Origin of the sequence: Bartonella australis AUST/NH1, from assembly GCF_000341355.1 — a bacterium.
Lineage (GTDB): Bacteria > Pseudomonadota > Alphaproteobacteria > Rhizobiales > Rhizobiaceae > Bartonella > Bartonella australis.
The window spans coordinates 1,505,472-1,520,581 of sequence record NC_020300.1 but is presented as its reverse complement, the minus strand read 5'-3'; the positions used below and the strand labels follow the sequence as shown (position 1 = coordinate 1,520,581).

Sequence of the window (15,110 nt, the reverse complement as noted above, 5' to 3'; positions counted from 1 at the left end):
GGCAGAATTGGGTATATTCTTGCTATATAGATGCACGCTAGTTATGCATTTATATCATACCTCATTTTTGTAATTTACTTTAATCTACGGGTTCAGGAATGTAGGGTAAATTTAGGTGAGAGACATGAATATTTTGCGTTCTTATGGTCGCTGGCGTCGTTATCGTCGAACGGTTAGCGCATTGAGCAATCTTTCAGTGTATGAACTTAAGGATGTTGGTGTTAATCGTGGCGATATTAACGCAGTTGCGTGGCGTTCTACACGTAAGCCTTTTTGATTTACACGCAGATAGATGCTTTATTAAAAATTAAAGGAAGGCCCCCCGCTGTTTTGCCGGGGGGCTGTTTTTACCGGACAGACAGATCAAGCTGAAAATACTTGTAGCGCTTCATCGGGATTGTTGAATGCCATTTTTGAAAGAGACAAGTGAGGCGTATAAGATTTAGCACAAAGCTTTAAGATCGTGTAGCGAAGATATTCATTCTCTGCTATTTGCTCAATAAAGCGGGGTGCTCTCTTTCTCATTTTTAGTCCTTGTATCGCAGCAAAAAAAGGAAGGCACTTAAAACCCCGGCGGCCAAGATAAACCATGTTATAGCATAGGTAAGATGATTGTTCCGGAATTGTACGACAGTCAAGCCGGTGATGGGGAGATCGTCTTGTGTGGTTGTTTTTGTGTTGGCATCAATAAAATAAGGCGCGACAGTGGGCAGGCCAAGTTTTTGTGCCATGGCGGGAAGTTGGCGTGTGTACCACAGATCTTGCTCGGGGTTATTTTTGCGTGGAAAAATTCCATTTTTTTCACTCATGCGTAGAAAACCCGTGATTGTGGTCGGCTCTGTTTCTGTGTCAAAATGGTGATAAAGCGCGTCGCTTTTCTGCAATTGTTCATGTCGTTGAAAGCGGTGGCGAGCATCCATGGGGATAAAACCACGATTTACGAAAGTTAGTGTGCCGTCGGTCCTTTGTAAAGGGGCCAAAACCCAATAGCCAGTTGTGTTTTGAGTAACGGCAGTTACGAGGATATTCTTGTTGATAAGGAATTTTCCGGTGATTGTGACAGGTCGATATTCATCTGTATCAAAGGTAATATGAGCCCACTGAGTTTGGGGCGGCGCTTTAATAGGGTGTAAATAAACACGTTTATTTGCGCTGGTGATAAGATTTAGTTTCCAGTTGAGTCTCTGTATTTGCCAAAGACCTAATGCACTAAAGACAAAGAAGAAAAATATGCACGAACCATAAAGCAGAATAGAATAAAGCTTTATGTTTTTGTGCTTGTGTTTTGCAGCAGGTTGGTCAGTCTTAGTCATAGTAAAAATTCTTTTTAGCGTGCGGAGGGCCACAAAAAATATTTCATACATTTTTATAGAACAGTATATTTTGTAGGACAATATAACGAAATTGATCAGAGAAGCGGGAAAAAAAGGCTTTAATAAAAGGCTTGACCTTTTGCCGTTAACGACTTATAGGAACACAACTCTCTGATAGCCCGTTTAAGGCAGTATTCGTGCGCGTTTTGCGCCTATTTTGTTTTTTTGGGTTTAGAGTCTAGAGATTTTTTTAAGATTTAAAGGTGAAGTTTATGTCTCGTACCTGCGAATTGACAGGAAAAACGGTGCAGTATGGCAATAATGTTAGCCATGCAAATAATAAGACGCGTCGTCGTTTCTTACCAAATCTTTGCAATGTGACATTGATTTCGGAAGCGCTCCAGAAAAGTTATCGTTTGCGTATTTCGGCAAATGCTTTACGTTCAGTCGAGCATCGCGGTGGCCTTGATGGTTTTTTAGTTAAGGCTGATGATAAAGAATTATCGCAGTCGGCACGCTTGCTGAAACGCCAAATCACTAAGAAAAGAGCTGAGCAAGCGGCTTAGTGATCTTATTCGTCGCATTCGTATATTCGCCCTTGCTGTAGGGAGCGGTGCGTTATCGCATTAGCTATTTATCGCAGTTCCTCGTTAATTTTAGTTTCGTTCCCTGGGTTAAAATATGTTGTCGGCGTTTAGATTTTGGGCAGTACAGGACGCAAAAAGATATATAATTATTTCTGGTCTTGCAATGTGTGTTGCGGTGACCGTTTCTAATATTTTGGTTCAATATCCTGTTTACTGGTTTGGTTTCAGCGAGTTTCTGACTTACGGGGCTTTCACGTATCCGATCGCTTTTCTGATCAATGATTTGACTAACCGTTTTCATGGGCCGGTTGCGGCACGATATGTAGTCTACGCTGGTTTTATAGCGGGGTTTTTTGTTTCTTGGATATTAGCTACACCACGGCTTGCAGTTGCTTCTAGTACGGCATTCTTATTTGGACAATTACTTGATATAGCCGTGTTTACTCCTCTGCGACGTCAAACATGGTGGAAAGCGCCTTTAGCAGCGGCATTGGTTGGTTCGGCTTTGGATACAATTTTATTTTTTGCGGTTGCTTTTTCTCACTATTTTGCTTTTATTGACCGCATAACGAGTTATGTTGATGGCTCCATCATGGACAGTGTGGCTTTTGGAGGGCTTGAAATTCCGGTTTGGTTTTCCCTGGCTATTGGTGATTTTTCGGTGAAAATTGTTATGAGTCTGTTGATGCTTGTGCCTTATGGCACAATTCTCAGCTATTTTGGTGCTCATCCTTCACCAAGACAGCTGTAAAAGTAATTTATCGACCTTCCAGAAATGATAAGATTTACTTTTTTGCTATAATATAGTGTAATTTCACTGTGTTTTCGTAGAAATGCCGGATATGCGGGGACTGTATTGTGTGCAGATGGTTTAATTTTTATTGCAGTTCAGACATTTAAGAGCCAGTTTCGGTATTCATTTTTATGTCGTGCGAGGATTAGGCTGCTTGATAATCAAAAAGCGCGACTAGTTGTTTTATCATAGCACCAGCAAGTTCTTCGACGTTCGCGATTGTTGCTGCGCGTTGATAATAACGCGTAACATCGTGGCCAATCCCGATGGCGATTAATTCTACAGGTGAACGTGTTTGAATTTCTCTGATAACGGCGCGCAGATGCTTTTCGAGATAATCGCTAGAATTAACGGAAAGTGTCGAATCGTCGACCGGTGCCCCATCTGAAATGACCATCAAAATACGGCGATGTTCGCGCCGTGATAAAAGGCGCTGATGGGCCCAAATAAGCGCTTCACCGTCTATATTTTCTTTCAGCAACCCTTCTTGCATCATTAAACCTAAGTTACGCCGGGCGCGGCGCCACGGTGTGTCTGCACTTTTATAAATTATGTGGCGTAAATCATTGAGGCGCCCAGGATTATCAGGCTTATTTTGATTGTTCCATTTTTCACGAGATTGCCCGCCTTTCCAAGTTTTGGTGGTAAAACCTAAAATTTCAACCTTAACGCCACACCGTTCAAGAGTTTGCGTCAGAATATCAGCACAATTTGCTGCGACGATAATGGGCCGTCCCCGCATCGATCCTGAATTATCGATGAGTAATGAGACGACTGTATCACGAAATTGTGTATCACGTTCCATTTTGAAATGGAGTGATTGCGTGGGGTCGATGATAAGGCGAGGGAGGCGCGTTGTATCAAGGTATCCTTCCTCAAGGTCGAAATTCCAGGCACGGTTTTGCCGCGCCATAAGACGGCGTTGCAGGCGGTTTGCTAGGCGTCCGACGATGTTTTTAGTGTGATTTAATTGCTTATCAAGGCAATGCCACAAATGATTCAGTTCGCTTTCAGAGCAATAATCGGCAGCTTCTAAAATTTCATCAAATTGATGGGTAAAAATTTTATAATCGGCCTCTCTTTTTATCCGCTGAGAAGTACCAAAAAGGTACTCAGATTTTCTCATTTTTTTTCGCTGCGGGCCTTTTTGTTCTTCTTCTGTTCCATCATAATAATTGCTAGGCTGAGTGGCTCGCGTTGTTCCTTTGTTTTGCGCATTACTTTCTTGTTCAGTTGTCGCATATTTTTCACTTTGGAACCGTTTTTTGTCTTCACTTTCTTTTACTATTGTATGTCGGGTATCAATCTCACTTTTCTGTTTTTTGTCGTGTTTGCTGTTGGTATTGTTGTCTTCCAGTTGGCTAGCCATTTTCAGGGTAACAAGCATTCTCCGCACGATTCGCGCAAAAATATCTTGATTATGAATATGGTGGGTAAGTTCATAGAGTTCTGTCGCTGCTTTTTGTTCAATTGAGTAACGCCATAACTCCACCACGAGTCCCGCTTCTGGTGGAGGCGTACGTGCTGTTATTTTTTCGCGCAATAAGAGCGCAATTGCTTCTTGAATAGGTGCTTCGCTTTGCTCGCTAATTGTTTGATAATGAGCTTTTTGATATTTATCAGCAAGCATAGCATCGAGATTATACGCGATTCCTTCCATTGTTAAAGTGCCGATTGCTTCAATACGTGTTTGTTCAAGAGCATCGAAAATAGCGCGCGCTTTTGGCTCTGTCGGAGCTAATTGAGCGTGAGTATGGCTGTTATGCCACGCCTTACGTAGTGCCATAGAGTCACCTAGTCCGCGGGTGATGGTTATATCTTTGTCTGTTGCCTGTTTTGACAATTCCGTTAGATGAACGTTATTACCGCTTAGTGATGGTCTGTTGTTGTGGCTAAAAACAACTTCAAGGTCGCGCGCACCAGCAATTGCACGAATACAGGCAGAAATAGCTTTTTTAAAAGCCTCAGAATCAAAGCTTTTATTAAAAGGGTGTTTCGTCAGATTTTTTTTATTATTGCCAGCTTTTACGAGCATGATCGTTGCGTTGTCTGGGGAAAAACACTATGAATGAGTGATTCAGGGAGCTCTTTTCCAAAAGCGCGTTGGTAAAATTCCGCGACAGTTGCGCGTTCGAGCTCGTCACATTTATTAAGAAAAGTTAAGCGGAAAGCGAGGCCGATATCTTGAAAAATTTCGGTATTTTCTGCCCAAATAATAACAGTACGTGGGCTCATGACTGTTGAAAGGTCGCCATTTATAAAGGCTTGACGCACCATATCGGCTACATGTACCATTTTTGAAACTGTCTTTTTTCCTCCGGGTGTTTGAAAATATTTAACTTTTGAACAAACAATATTGACTTCGTTATCGTGGGGTAAATAATTTAATGTCGCTACAATGGACCAGCGGTCCATCTGAGCTTGATTGATTTGCTGTGTACCGTGATAAAGTCCTGTTGTATCACCGAGGCCAATAGTATTGGCCGTTGCAAAAAGACGAAATGCTGGGTGAGGAGAGATGACACGGCTCTGATCAAGTAAACTGAGTCGCCCAGAAGCTTCAAGGACTCGTTGAATGACAAACATAACATCCGGCCTACCTGCATCATATTCATCGAAGACAAGAGCGACGTTGTTTTGGTAAGCCCACGGTAAAATACCCTCTTTAAATTCCGTGACTTGCATACCCTCTTTCAAAACGATGGCATCTTTTCCTACTAAGTCAATACGGCTGACGTGACTGTCGAGATTAATTCGAATGCAAGGCCAATTAAGACGCGCAGCAACTTGTTCGATGTGCGTTGATTTGCCTGTGCCGTGATAGCCCGAAATCATAACACGGCGGTTAAAAACAAAGCCTGCCAAAATGGCTAAAGTTGTCTGTGGGTCGAAAAGATAATCAGGATCTATATCGGGCACATGCGCGCTCTTCGTGCTAAAAGCCGGCACTTTCATATCAGTATTGATATTAAATACATCACGAACACAAAATGTGATATCTGGCGTATTTTCATCTGTAAGATTTGTTTTTGTCATATTTTTTCAAGAAGGGCGTTTTCTCTTTCTCGTTTTTGCCTAAAATGATACAAGACATAGGATGCTTATGCAATGTTCTATAGTAGAGTTATTTGGTGTAAAGAACGGGCATTGCTTAAGGAGAGCTTATCCCGTGGGGGCTTTAAAGTAATCGGCAGAGCCGCCTTCATACTGGACACCACCCATGAAATCTAGATAAGGGTGAGCGCGTCGTTATATATTTCGCGATGTCTTTAAGAAAATAACGATCGCTCGATATTGAACAGGGCCGTTTGAGTGTGATCTATTTTCAGCATAGGCCAGATTTTTTGAGTAAATTATAGGCATGTAGAACATCACGGAAGCGTTCTTCGGAAGAACGGTTACCACCGTTGGCATCAGGGTGGTGTTTTTTGACCAGTTCTTTGTATTTTGTTTTGATATCTTCAGCTGAAGCATTTGCTCGTAACCCCAAAGTATCGAAAGCTTTGGCTTGCAAGGGTTTTAATTTTCGTGAGCCAGAAACCGCTGAAGAATGTTGAGTAAAAAATGCGAATGGATCGCGCATACGGTTTTGGTAAGCAGCTGTCCCAGAGCGAATCTTTGCGTAATGGGAGGCTGCTTTTTTTGACGCGCTATTTCTGAGATCTGTAGACCATGTTGGACGATGCTCTGTGAGAGCATCTTTCTGAAATTTGGCGATGTCCTCGTCGTTAAGACCCGAAAAATAATTGAAATTTTTGTTATAGGCGCGTACGTGATCGATGCAAAAATACAAATATTGCCCTTCATGATTGCGGCCCGCTGGAGCTTTATGTACTCCCGCTTTTTCACAACCTTCCCACTGACACTGCCGAGCTTCCGATTCAGCTTGCCTTCCTTTATTGGAACTGATGCGAATTGAGTCAAATAATTTAGATGTTGTCGTCATATTTTTGACTTATGCAAAATTATCCTCTTTTACAAGAATTGACTTTTAAAAATTTATTTTTCCGTTCATTTGATATAAAAAAATCAGTTGCGGCCCGTTTTTGCAAAGGGAAAAAGAGAGATGTCCACTAAAATTCAAACGGCGATTAAGATAAAGCTTAATGAAGCCTTTTGTCCACAAGAACTTGAAGTTATCAACGAGAGCCATCTGCATGCAGGGCATCATCATATCCGTATTGGGCATCATTATGAAAATCATGTTTTCGATGGCCGCGGGGAAACGCATTTTCGTGTAAAAATCCTCTCTTCTTCTTTTTCAGGTATGACTCGGGTAGAAATACACAGGGCGATTTATGCTGTTTTACAGCAAGAATTAACGGCGGGCGTCCACGCTTTAGTGCTTGAAGCCAAAGCTGTTTGACCTATTCTCACCTCAGGTGCTTCGGTTTTTCAGGCACGGGGGTGCGCTTTTTGATAAATTTCCAATAAGTTATCTGTGTCGATGTGCGTGTAAATTTGCGTCGTGGATAAGCAGGCATGGCCGAGTAGTTCTTGGATAGTACGCAAATCTCCCCCGCGCGACAATAAGTGAGTAGCAAAAGAATGACGTAACGCGTGTGGTGTCACAGTTTTTGGCAAATGAAGGCTAGCACGCAGATTTTGAACGGCTCGCTGAATGATGGCGGGCTGCAAAGGGCCGCCTCGAGCACCGCGGAACATTGGCTGTCCATTCTCTAATGAATAAGGGCAGCATTCAAGATAATTTTGTACGGCTTCATGAACAACTTTAATCAAGGGGACAAGGCGTGTTTTCCCGCCTTTTCCTGTAACAGATAGGCTTTTTACTTCAGGATCAGAAAATTGTTCTGGAGTGAGTGCTAAAGCTTCCGATATTCGCATACCACAGCCATAAAGGAGGATCAAAACAGCAGCGTTGCGGGCAATGATCCACGGCTCATCTTCCTGTGAATCTTCTTGTTTAACTAGCTGCACTGCTGCTCGTACGGTCAAGGGTTTTGGAAGTGATTTTGGATATTTTGGTGTGCGAATAAATTTAACAGCGGGAACATCAACGAGTTGTGCACGAGACAAGTAGCTAAAAAAAGAACGTAAACTTGCCATATTCCGACTCAAAGAACGCGCGCTCATATTGTGCGCACGACGATGCGCCAAATAAGCGCGTAAATCAGCTACGCGCAAATTGGCAAGATCATCAAAGGTCGGTTTATTTCCTAGATGATAACAAAGAAAAGACAAAAATTGCCGAGTATCACGCTCGTAAGCTTCCGCTGTTTGCGCAGCCACGCGACGCACTTGCACGAGGTCATCTAACCAGTCCTTCCTGGCGGCCAAGATAGCATAATCCGCCGGGATTATAGAGGGATCTTCATCTTTTCCATTATTATTTTCTAGAGACATTTCGAGCTAAGAATATTACTCCTTAGTGTACGGGTGCTTTTTTCTTTTCAGATTCTGCAGCTCCGGAGTTGGCGATCTTTTGTTGAGTTTGTCCCCCATTATGAGCAGTTTGATTTTCGCTTTTCATGGAGAGTATCTTCAACAGATTGTTCACCGACATAAGGTGCGCAAAAATCCACCCTAAAAACCCATTTTTGTGCAATTTAGCGAGTTGAGCGGCAGATAATTTATCGAATTTTTCTTCATCGACGATCCAAAAATGCTCTAATTGTGCTGATGCACCCTTATTGTTTTTTACGTTGATTGATTTTTGGCAAAGGAGTCCCATTTCTGAGAGCATATTGATGAACTCGGTAGTTTTTTCCATAGCAATTTTAAAATTTCTAAGGAAATTGATGCGCTCTTCCATAAAAGGGGAAACGGATCCGTCCGAATTGAAGAGATCTGTCCCTGTGACTTCATTAAACATGCCCGATTGTTGGTCAAAACAAACAGAAAATTCTTTTTCATTTTGTGCTTGTGCAGAAACGAAAGGATAACGACGGACGAAAGCGGGGATATAAGCGTCTTTTTTCCAGCTTTTATCGGCAGTGATGTAATCGTTTTCATTATTAGAAAGACCAATGAGGGCGGCAGATGTATAGTGCTGCTTTTTATCTTCGTCTTGCATGCCCATAAACAAGATAGGATAGTCCAGAGCAGCTTGAAAATATTCGCTTCCTGCTAAAGGAACCCAGTGGGTATCTTTAGCAAAAGACATATCTTCTACGGGGCTAAATTTGAGATTTTTGTGGGCAACTTTGTTAACTGGTGTGATATTTTTATAAAAGAGCATGACGTTTGCCATAAGACTTTTCCTTTTTTTAACTACTCTGTTACCAAAAAAGGCCCTTTCGGGAGATTCGTGGTATGGCAACGAGCTTCAATAGGAGTTAATTTAATAAGAAAGTTATGAGTATATTAAAAATTTGCCTCTTTAAACGATTTTTCCTTCAATTTGCTAAGAGATGACATTTCCGCATGCAGTATAATAGAAAAAATCCTAAAAAGAAAGTCTATCTTGCTGTCATTGGTGCAGCTTACGGCATAAAAGGGGATGTTCGGGTTAAGGTCTTAGGTGCTGAACCACGGCGTTTAAAGGCCTACGGTGTTCTTTATGACGAAGCAGGACGTTCTTATGAAATTGTGGCGCTTCGGGTGCGAAGAAATAACGCGATTGTGCGTTTCAAAGGAGTGGGAGAGCGCAGTGCCGCGGAGGCTTTGAAGGGAATTAACCTCTATATTGAGCGCGATCAATTGATTGATGATTTGGTTGAAGATGAATTTTATCAAATAGATTTAATAGGGCTTCGTGTTTATGACCATGCGGACAGACTTCTTGGTGAGGTGAGCGGTTTTTTTAATTTTGGGGCTGGTGATTTGCTTGAAGTGCGTTTAGACACCCGCAAAACAGTGCTTATTCCGTTTAGTAAAGCGGCTGTGCCAAAAATTTGCATTACTTCCGGTTTTCTTGTTATCGATCCGGTTGCTGCTGGTTTACTCAGTGATAAAGAATGAGATTAAGTGGAAGTAAGATTTAAATTGAGAGAAAGAGGGTAAAAGGATGCAAAAATGAAGTTCCGAGCACGTGTTTTGACATTATATCCGGAGATGTTTCCGGGATTTTTGGGCCATTCTTTAGCAGGGCAAGCTTTAAGGCGGGGAGTATGGTCGCTCGACACGGTGCAGATTAGAGGGTTCGCTTCGGGTAAACATCATAGTGTCGATGGCACACCAGCGGGTGGGGGTGCAGGCATGGTGATGCGCGCAGATGTTTTAGCCGCTGCGATCGACAGTTGTCCAAGTGATTCTCCGAGATTGTTACTAAGCCCGCGTGGGCGCCTTTTTAACCAAGCTTATGCCCGTTCTTTAGCGCTTAATTCAGGAGTAACGTTAATTTGTGGTCGTTTTGAAGGGGTAGATGAACGGGTGATACAAGCGCGAAAATTGGAAGAAATTTCTATTGGCGATTATATTCTTTCAGGTGGAGAGGGAGCCGCATTGGTTCTCTTGGATGCAATTGTACGGCTTTTACCAGGTGTTATGGGGAATGAGCTTTCCGGAGCGTGTGAAAGTTTTGAGGACGGTTTACTTGAGCATCCGCATTATACGCGGCCTCCTGTTTTTGAAGGATACAGCATTCCGCCGGTATTGGTATCAGGCCATCATAAAGCTGTTGCAGATTGGCGTCAGGAGCAAGCTGAGTTGCTAACACGGCAACGTCGCCCCGATCTTTACGCACTTTACGACAAAAATCGTCGGAAAACTTGATTCATCTTGAAAGATAGTGTATTGCAAATCCACCTTCTGGGGAGCTTTTTTGCGAAGAGCTTTCTGTGAATCTAAATAAGAGCTAAAATAAAAGATGGTGTATTCGCTCCTGTGTAAAGCATAGTCTAAAAGACGCCTCATTTATATACAGAGGAAGGTTTTTGGGCAAGAGTTGGGCGCTCTGGCTGTTCGAGAAGAACACGAGGGATGAAAAAATGAACATTATAGCACAGCTTGAAGCTGAACAATGCGCGAAAATTGAAGAAAAACGCCGGCTTCCAGATTTTCAAGCGGGTGACACGGTGCGTGTTATGGTGCGCGTGACAGAGGGAACGCGGACACGTATTCAGGCCTATGAGGGGATTTGTATTGCGCGTTCAGGAGGGGGAGTGAATGAGACATTCACGGTGCGCAAAATTTCTTATGGTGAAGGTGTCGAACGTGTGTTTCCGGTTTATTCTCCCTTGATTGAAGGTGTCGAACTTGTTCGCCGCGGTAAAGTTCGTCGTGCTAAGCTTTATTACCTTCGTAATTTAAGAGGTAAGGCCGCGCGTATCACCGAAAAAATGGATCACCGTAAGAAAGGTGAAAAGGTCGCAGAGGCAGCGAAGAAAGTAGCTGAAACAGCGAATATTGTGGGGTAAATTGCCCCATAAACGTCCGTTTCTGGGATTCACGAGTGAAGTGTTTTTGTAACGCGGCCCCATTGTGTACGCTCGCGGAGAAATTGTCTCGTTAAATGTAATAAGTGTGAAGAAGCCGGTTTGGTTGGTGCTGTGTAAGGGCCTTTTTGTTGTCGTTCTTCTGATATTTATCTTTACTTTTTTGCGCTCAATACGAATATGCAAAAAAGAAAGCTCATTACGTCATTTAAAATTCAAAAATTATTAAAGAATCTAGATAGCTCAGGTGATTTAAGCGCCTCTCGACTGCGATAAAAAGCTTATAAAAATGTGTGCCCAAACTTAAATGGCGTTAAGCCTTTGACGTGAGGATAAAATTGTACTAAACAGAAATTGGATTTTATAGCTTATGTCTGTGGGGCGGCTGACTTTTTTTGTGCGACCTTCAATTTGTCTCTGTGGGCCGATTCGTGGTAGCAGTCCTTTAGATGCCAAGCAAGCAAGTGAGAACGATGGTGCATTTAGTCACTTTGTGTGAGTTTTTTGCTCGTGGTGAAGTTACTAGTGGAAGTCGGGAGAGGGTACGTATAATGGAGACAGCTAGGAAAAAAGGTCGCCCTCGTTCTCCTCATGTGGGCATTTATCGTTGGTCAGTTACAATGGCGATGTCGATTGCGCATCGCATTACCGGTGTGGCGCTTTATTTTGGAATGATATTTCTCGCTATTTGGGTATCTTCAATTGCCTGCGGAGTTGAAGCGTTTAGAACGATTAATGGGATTTATGGTTCTTATCCGGGGCTTTGTATTTTATTCCTTTATACACTTGCTGGGGTCCATCATATGGTTGGCGGCGTTCGCCACATCGTTTGGGACATGAAGCCTCATCTTTTAGCTAAAGAAAAAGCGACAGCAACTGCTTGGACGACAATTTTTATTTCCCTTATTGTCACTATTGTAATTTGGATTATTGGATGCAGCGTTGTCTAATCAGGGATAAAGAGAAGTATGAACAAAGATTTTCGGACAGAACTCGGGAAAGTGCGCGGTTTAGGGAGTGCGCATGAAGGCACAGGGCATTTTTGGTTACAGCGTCTAACAGGTTTCCTTAATATACCGCTTGTAGTATTTTTTATTATCCTCATTCTTTCAGTTGTTGGGAAAGATTACGACGCCGTTCACGCGCGGCTTGCGCATCCCGTTATCGCCGTTTTGATGGGGTTGATGATTTTTTTAAACCTTTATCATATGAAACTCGGGATGCAGGTTGTTATTGAAGATTATGTTCCAAGCGAAAATGTGCGGATCTTATTTTTGATATTGAATGTCTTATTTTGTTCTATTTTAGGTGGCGTGATCATTTTTGCTCTTCTGAAAATTGCGTTAGGGGCTTAACAATATGGTAAGTACGATGTCATCTTTAGGTGCGAGAGCGGGTAACGCGCCTTATAGCTACGTGGATCATAAATTTGATGTTGTTGTTGTTGGCGCAGGTGGTGCCGGTTTGCGCGCAACTCTTGGTATGGCCGAGCAGGGATTGAGAACAGCGTGTATCACGAAGGTTTTCCCAACCAGATCACACACGGTTGCAGCACAAGGTGGCATTGCGGCATCGCTCGCAAATATGGGACCTGATAATTGGCAGTGGCACTTGTATGACACAGTCAAAGGGTCTGATTGGCTTGGCGATACTGATGCAATGGAATATCTGGTGCGTAACGCGCCGGCGGCTGTTTATGAATTGGAGCATTATGGGGTTCCTTTTTCACGCACACAAGAGGGAAAAATTTATCAACGTCCTTTTGGTGGGCATACGACAGAATTTGGAGAAGGGCCACCAGTTCAACGTACTTGTGCTGCGGCTGATCGCACCGGTCATGCGATTTTGCACACACTTTACGGGCAGAGCTTAAAGCATAATGCGCAATTTTTTATCGAATATTTCGCACTTGATTTGATCATGACCGATGGTGTGTGTACGGGCGTTGTTGCGTGGAATCTTGATGATGGTACAATCCACCGCTTTTCTGCAAAAATGGTCGTTCTTGCAACAGGTGGTTACGGGCGTGCTTATTTTTCTGCCACATCGGCTCATACTTGTACAGGCGATGGTGGGGGAATGGTAGCGCGCGCTGGATTACCGCTTCAGGATATGGAATTTGTTCAATTTCATCCTACAGGTATTTATGGCTCCGGTTGCTTAATCACGGAAGGAGCGCGGGGTGAAGGAGGCTATTTAGTCAATTCTGAGGGTGAACGCTTTATGGAACGTTATGCCCCTTCTTTTAAAGATTTGGCTTCGCGTGATCTGGTTTCACGTTGTATAACGCTTGAAATTCGCGAAGGGCGCGGTGTTGGTCCCAAGAAGGATCATATTCATTTGGTTCTCAACCATATTGACCCCGCTATATTGCACGAGCGTTTGCCAGGAATATCTGAGTCAGCGCGGATTTTTGCAGGTGTTGACGTAACGAAAGAACCTATCCCTGTTCTTCCAACAGTTCATTATAATATGGGTGGTATTCCCACTAATTACTTTGGGGAAGTTTTAAATCCGACGGCTGATTCCCCTGATCGCGTTCAGCCGGGTTTGATGGCGGTGGGAGAGGCAGGATGTGCTTCTGTCCATGGTGCTAATCGTTTAGGCTCAAATTCACTCATTGATCTTGTAGTGTTCGGGCGCGCAGCGGCGATTCGTGCCGGTGAAGTGATCGACCGTAATGCGGAGATTCCGCCACTTAATGAAGTAGTTGTCGATGAGATTATAGCGCGTTTTGACCGTTTGCGCTTCGCTAAAGGGGATATGCCAACGGCTATGCTGCGCGAGAAAATGCAGCGCGCTATGCAGGAAGATGCAGCAGTGTTCCGTACAGCTGATTCTTTGCAACAAGGGTGCCGGCGGATGAGCAAAATTTGGGATGAGTTGTCCGATATTAAAGTGACAGACCGTTCGTTAATATGGAATTCTGATTTAGTAGAAACATTAGAACTTGAAAATCTCATGGCTAATGCAATCACGACTGTTTATTCCGCGGAGGCGCGTTTGGAGAGCCGCGGGGCGCATGCACGTGAAGATTATCCAGAGCGTGATGATAAAAATTGGCGTCATCATACGCTTTCGCGTTTATCAAAAGACGGGAAAGTGACATTGTCATATCGGCCTGTTCATGTAGATCCATTAACCTCTGAAGTGGATGGCGGTATTGAATTGAAACGCATTGCTCCTAAGAAACGTGTTTACTAAGGGGAAGGATGAGTTATGGTACAAATTAGGCTCCCTAAAAATTCTCGAGTTAAAGCTGGGAAAGTTTGGCCTAAACCGGAGGGTGCTGAGCGGGTGACGGAATTTCACGTTTATCGTTGGTCGCCAGATGATGAGGAGAATCCTCGTCTTGATACCTATTACGTGGACCGTTCAGCTTGCGGCCCGATGATTCTTGACGGCCTTTTGTTCATTAAGAATCACATTGACCCAACTTTAACGCTTCGTCGGTCGTGTCGTGAAGGTATCTGTGGTTCATGTGCGATGAACATTGACGGGACGAATACGCTGGCATGTACAAAAGGTATGGACGACGTGCGACACCCAATTAAAGTGTATCCACTCCCTTCTATGCCGGTTGTTAAAGATCTAGTTCCTGATTTAAGCCACTTTTATGCGCAGCACCGCGTTATTGAACCTTGGCTGCAGACTGTTTCACCTGAGCCTGTAAAAGAGTGGTTGCAAAGCTACTCTGATCGTCAAAAAATAGACGGTTTGTACGAGTGTATTCTTTGCGCATGTTGTCAGACGTCGTGCCCGAGTTATTGGTGGAACGGCGATCGTTATTTAGGGCCGGCTATTTTATTGCAGGCTTACCGTTGGATTGCCGATTCGCGTGATGAGATGTGCGGTGAGCGTCTCGATAATCTGGAAGATCCTTTCCGGCTTTACCGGTGCCATACAATTATGAATTGTACGCAAACTTGTCCGAAGGGTTTAAATCCAGCTAAGGCGATTGCTGAAATTAAGAAGCTTATGATTGAGCGCCGCCTTTAAAAGGACGCCCTGAGGGTCATGATGGGGCACAGGGGTTGTGCGCGCTCCTTTTTTACCTTCAGTGGCTGAAGGGCACTTACTT

Annotated in this window: 18 protein-coding genes; 11 read left to right on the top strand and 7 right to left on the bottom strand. The window is 43.5% G+C overall.

From position 1 onward, the window contains the following. Positions 1 to 124: 124 nt before the first annotated feature. On the top strand, positions 125 to 277 hold the full coding sequence (locus tag BANH1_RS07280; protein WP_015398600.1) for a DUF1127 domain-containing protein: 153 nt from the start codon (positions 125 to 127) through the stop codon (positions 275 to 277). A gap of 86 nt (positions 278 to 363) precedes the next feature. On the opposite strand, the gene BANH1_RS07445 is transcribed toward BANH1_RS07280, so the two are convergent. Both BANH1_RS07445 and BANH1_RS06675 read right to left on the bottom strand, forming a co-directional pair. Then, entirely contained in the window at positions 364 to 525 is a 162-nt protein-coding gene (locus BANH1_RS07445; RefSeq protein ID WP_187287495.1) for a hypothetical protein, read from the bottom strand. A 2-nt stretch (positions 526 to 527) separates the two neighbouring features. Then, a complete protein-coding gene (locus BANH1_RS06675; protein WP_015398599.1) occupies positions 528 to 1,313 on the bottom strand; it encodes an SURF1 family protein in 786 nt (261 codons plus the stop codon). A gap of 272 nt (positions 1,314 to 1,585) precedes the next feature. On the opposite strand from BANH1_RS06675, the gene rpmB reads away from it, so the two are divergent. Together rpmB and BANH1_RS06665 are read left to right on the top strand one after the other, a co-directional pair. After that, positions 1,586 to 1,879: a 50S ribosomal protein L28 gene (rpmB, locus tag BANH1_RS06670; RefSeq protein WP_015398598.1), complete on the top strand. Its 294-nt coding sequence runs from the start codon at positions 1,586 to 1,588 to the stop codon at positions 1,877 to 1,879. Between the two features lie 115 nt (positions 1,880 to 1,994). Then, positions 1,995 to 2,651, top strand: coding sequence for a VUT family protein (locus BANH1_RS06665; protein WP_015398597.1), 657 nt, complete (start codon positions 1,995 to 1,997; stop codon positions 2,649 to 2,651). A 187-nt stretch (positions 2,652 to 2,838) separates the two neighbouring features. Here BANH1_RS06665 and cobT read toward each other — a convergent pair whose 3' ends face one another. From cobT to BANH1_RS06650, 3 genes are all read right to left on the bottom strand, one after another. Continuing rightward, a complete protein-coding gene (cobT, locus tag BANH1_RS06660) occupies positions 2,839 to 4,728 on the bottom strand; it encodes a cobaltochelatase subunit CobT (RefSeq protein WP_015398596.1) in 1,890 nt (629 codons plus the stop codon). After that, a complete protein-coding gene (gene cobS, locus BANH1_RS06655) occupies positions 4,719 to 5,729 on the bottom strand; it encodes a cobaltochelatase subunit CobS (RefSeq protein WP_015398595.1) in 1,011 nt (336 codons plus the stop codon). The genes cobT and cobS overlap by 10 nt, the downstream gene beginning before the upstream one ends. 289 nt (positions 5,730 to 6,018) lie before the next feature. Beyond that, positions 6,019 to 6,639, bottom strand: a complete 621-nt coding sequence (locus BANH1_RS06650; protein ID WP_015398594.1) for a J domain-containing protein — start codon at positions 6,637 to 6,639, stop codon at positions 6,019 to 6,021. Positions 6,640 to 6,759: 120 nt separating this feature from the next. Here BANH1_RS06650 and BANH1_RS06645 point away from each other — a divergent pair, with 120 nt between their 5' ends. Continuing rightward, the gene (locus BANH1_RS06645) at positions 6,760 to 7,059 is read left to right on the top strand and encodes a BolA family protein (protein ID WP_015398593.1); all 300 of its coding nucleotides are present in this window, start codon (positions 6,760 to 6,762) and stop codon (positions 7,057 to 7,059) included. A 29-nt stretch (positions 7,060 to 7,088) separates the two neighbouring features. Here the strand turns inward: BANH1_RS06645 and BANH1_RS06640 are convergent, their stop codons facing one another. Together BANH1_RS06640 and BANH1_RS06635 are read right to left on the bottom strand one after the other, a co-directional pair. Continuing rightward, the gene (locus tag BANH1_RS06640) at positions 7,089 to 8,057 is read right to left on the bottom strand and encodes a tyrosine recombinase XerC (protein WP_015398592.1); all 969 of its coding nucleotides are present in this window, start codon (positions 8,055 to 8,057) and stop codon (positions 7,089 to 7,091) included. Positions 8,058 to 8,079: 22 nt separating this feature from the next. Next, a complete protein-coding gene (locus BANH1_RS06635) occupies positions 8,080 to 8,904 on the bottom strand; it encodes a SapC family protein (RefSeq protein ID WP_015398591.1) in 825 nt (274 codons plus the stop codon). Between the two features lie 173 nt (positions 8,905 to 9,077). On the opposite strand from BANH1_RS06635, the gene rimM reads away from it, so the two are divergent. The 7 genes from rimM to BANH1_RS06600 all read left to right on the top strand — a co-directional run bounded on the left by rimM (position 9,078) and on the right by BANH1_RS06600 (position 15,028). Next, positions 9,078 to 9,614 (top strand): ribosome maturation factor RimM, encoded by a 537-nt coding sequence (gene rimM / locus BANH1_RS06630; RefSeq protein ID WP_015398590.1) that lies wholly within the window; start codon positions 9,078 to 9,080, stop codon positions 9,612 to 9,614. Positions 9,615 to 9,668: 54 nt separating this feature from the next. After that, entirely contained in the window at positions 9,669 to 10,367 is a 699-nt protein-coding gene (gene trmD / locus BANH1_RS06625) for a tRNA (guanosine(37)-N1)-methyltransferase TrmD (protein WP_015398589.1), read from the top strand. Between the two features lie 215 nt (positions 10,368 to 10,582). Next, the gene (rplS, locus tag BANH1_RS06620; protein WP_015398588.1) at positions 10,583 to 11,011 is read left to right on the top strand and encodes a 50S ribosomal protein L19; all 429 of its coding nucleotides are present in this window, start codon (positions 10,583 to 10,585) and stop codon (positions 11,009 to 11,011) included. Between the two features lie 566 nt (positions 11,012 to 11,577). After that, on the top strand, positions 11,578 to 11,979 hold the full coding sequence (gene sdhC, locus BANH1_RS06615; RefSeq protein ID WP_041583329.1) for a succinate dehydrogenase, cytochrome b556 subunit: 402 nt from the start codon (positions 11,578 to 11,580) through the stop codon (positions 11,977 to 11,979). Positions 11,980 to 11,997: 18 nt separating this feature from the next. Further along, complete coding sequence (gene sdhD, locus BANH1_RS06610) at positions 11,998 to 12,384, top strand: succinate dehydrogenase, hydrophobic membrane anchor protein (protein WP_015398586.1); 387 nt, start codon at positions 11,998 to 12,000, stop codon at positions 12,382 to 12,384. A gap of 4 nt (positions 12,385 to 12,388) precedes the next feature. Further along, positions 12,389 to 14,233: a succinate dehydrogenase flavoprotein subunit gene (gene sdhA, locus BANH1_RS06605; protein ID WP_015398585.1), complete on the top strand. Its 1,845-nt coding sequence runs from the start codon at positions 12,389 to 12,391 to the stop codon at positions 14,231 to 14,233. A gap of 15 nt (positions 14,234 to 14,248) precedes the next feature. Then, positions 14,249 to 15,028 (top strand): succinate dehydrogenase iron-sulfur subunit, encoded by a 780-nt coding sequence (locus BANH1_RS06600; RefSeq protein WP_015398584.1) that lies wholly within the window; start codon positions 14,249 to 14,251, stop codon positions 15,026 to 15,028. The last annotated feature ends 82 nt before the right edge of the window (positions 15,029 to 15,110 follow it).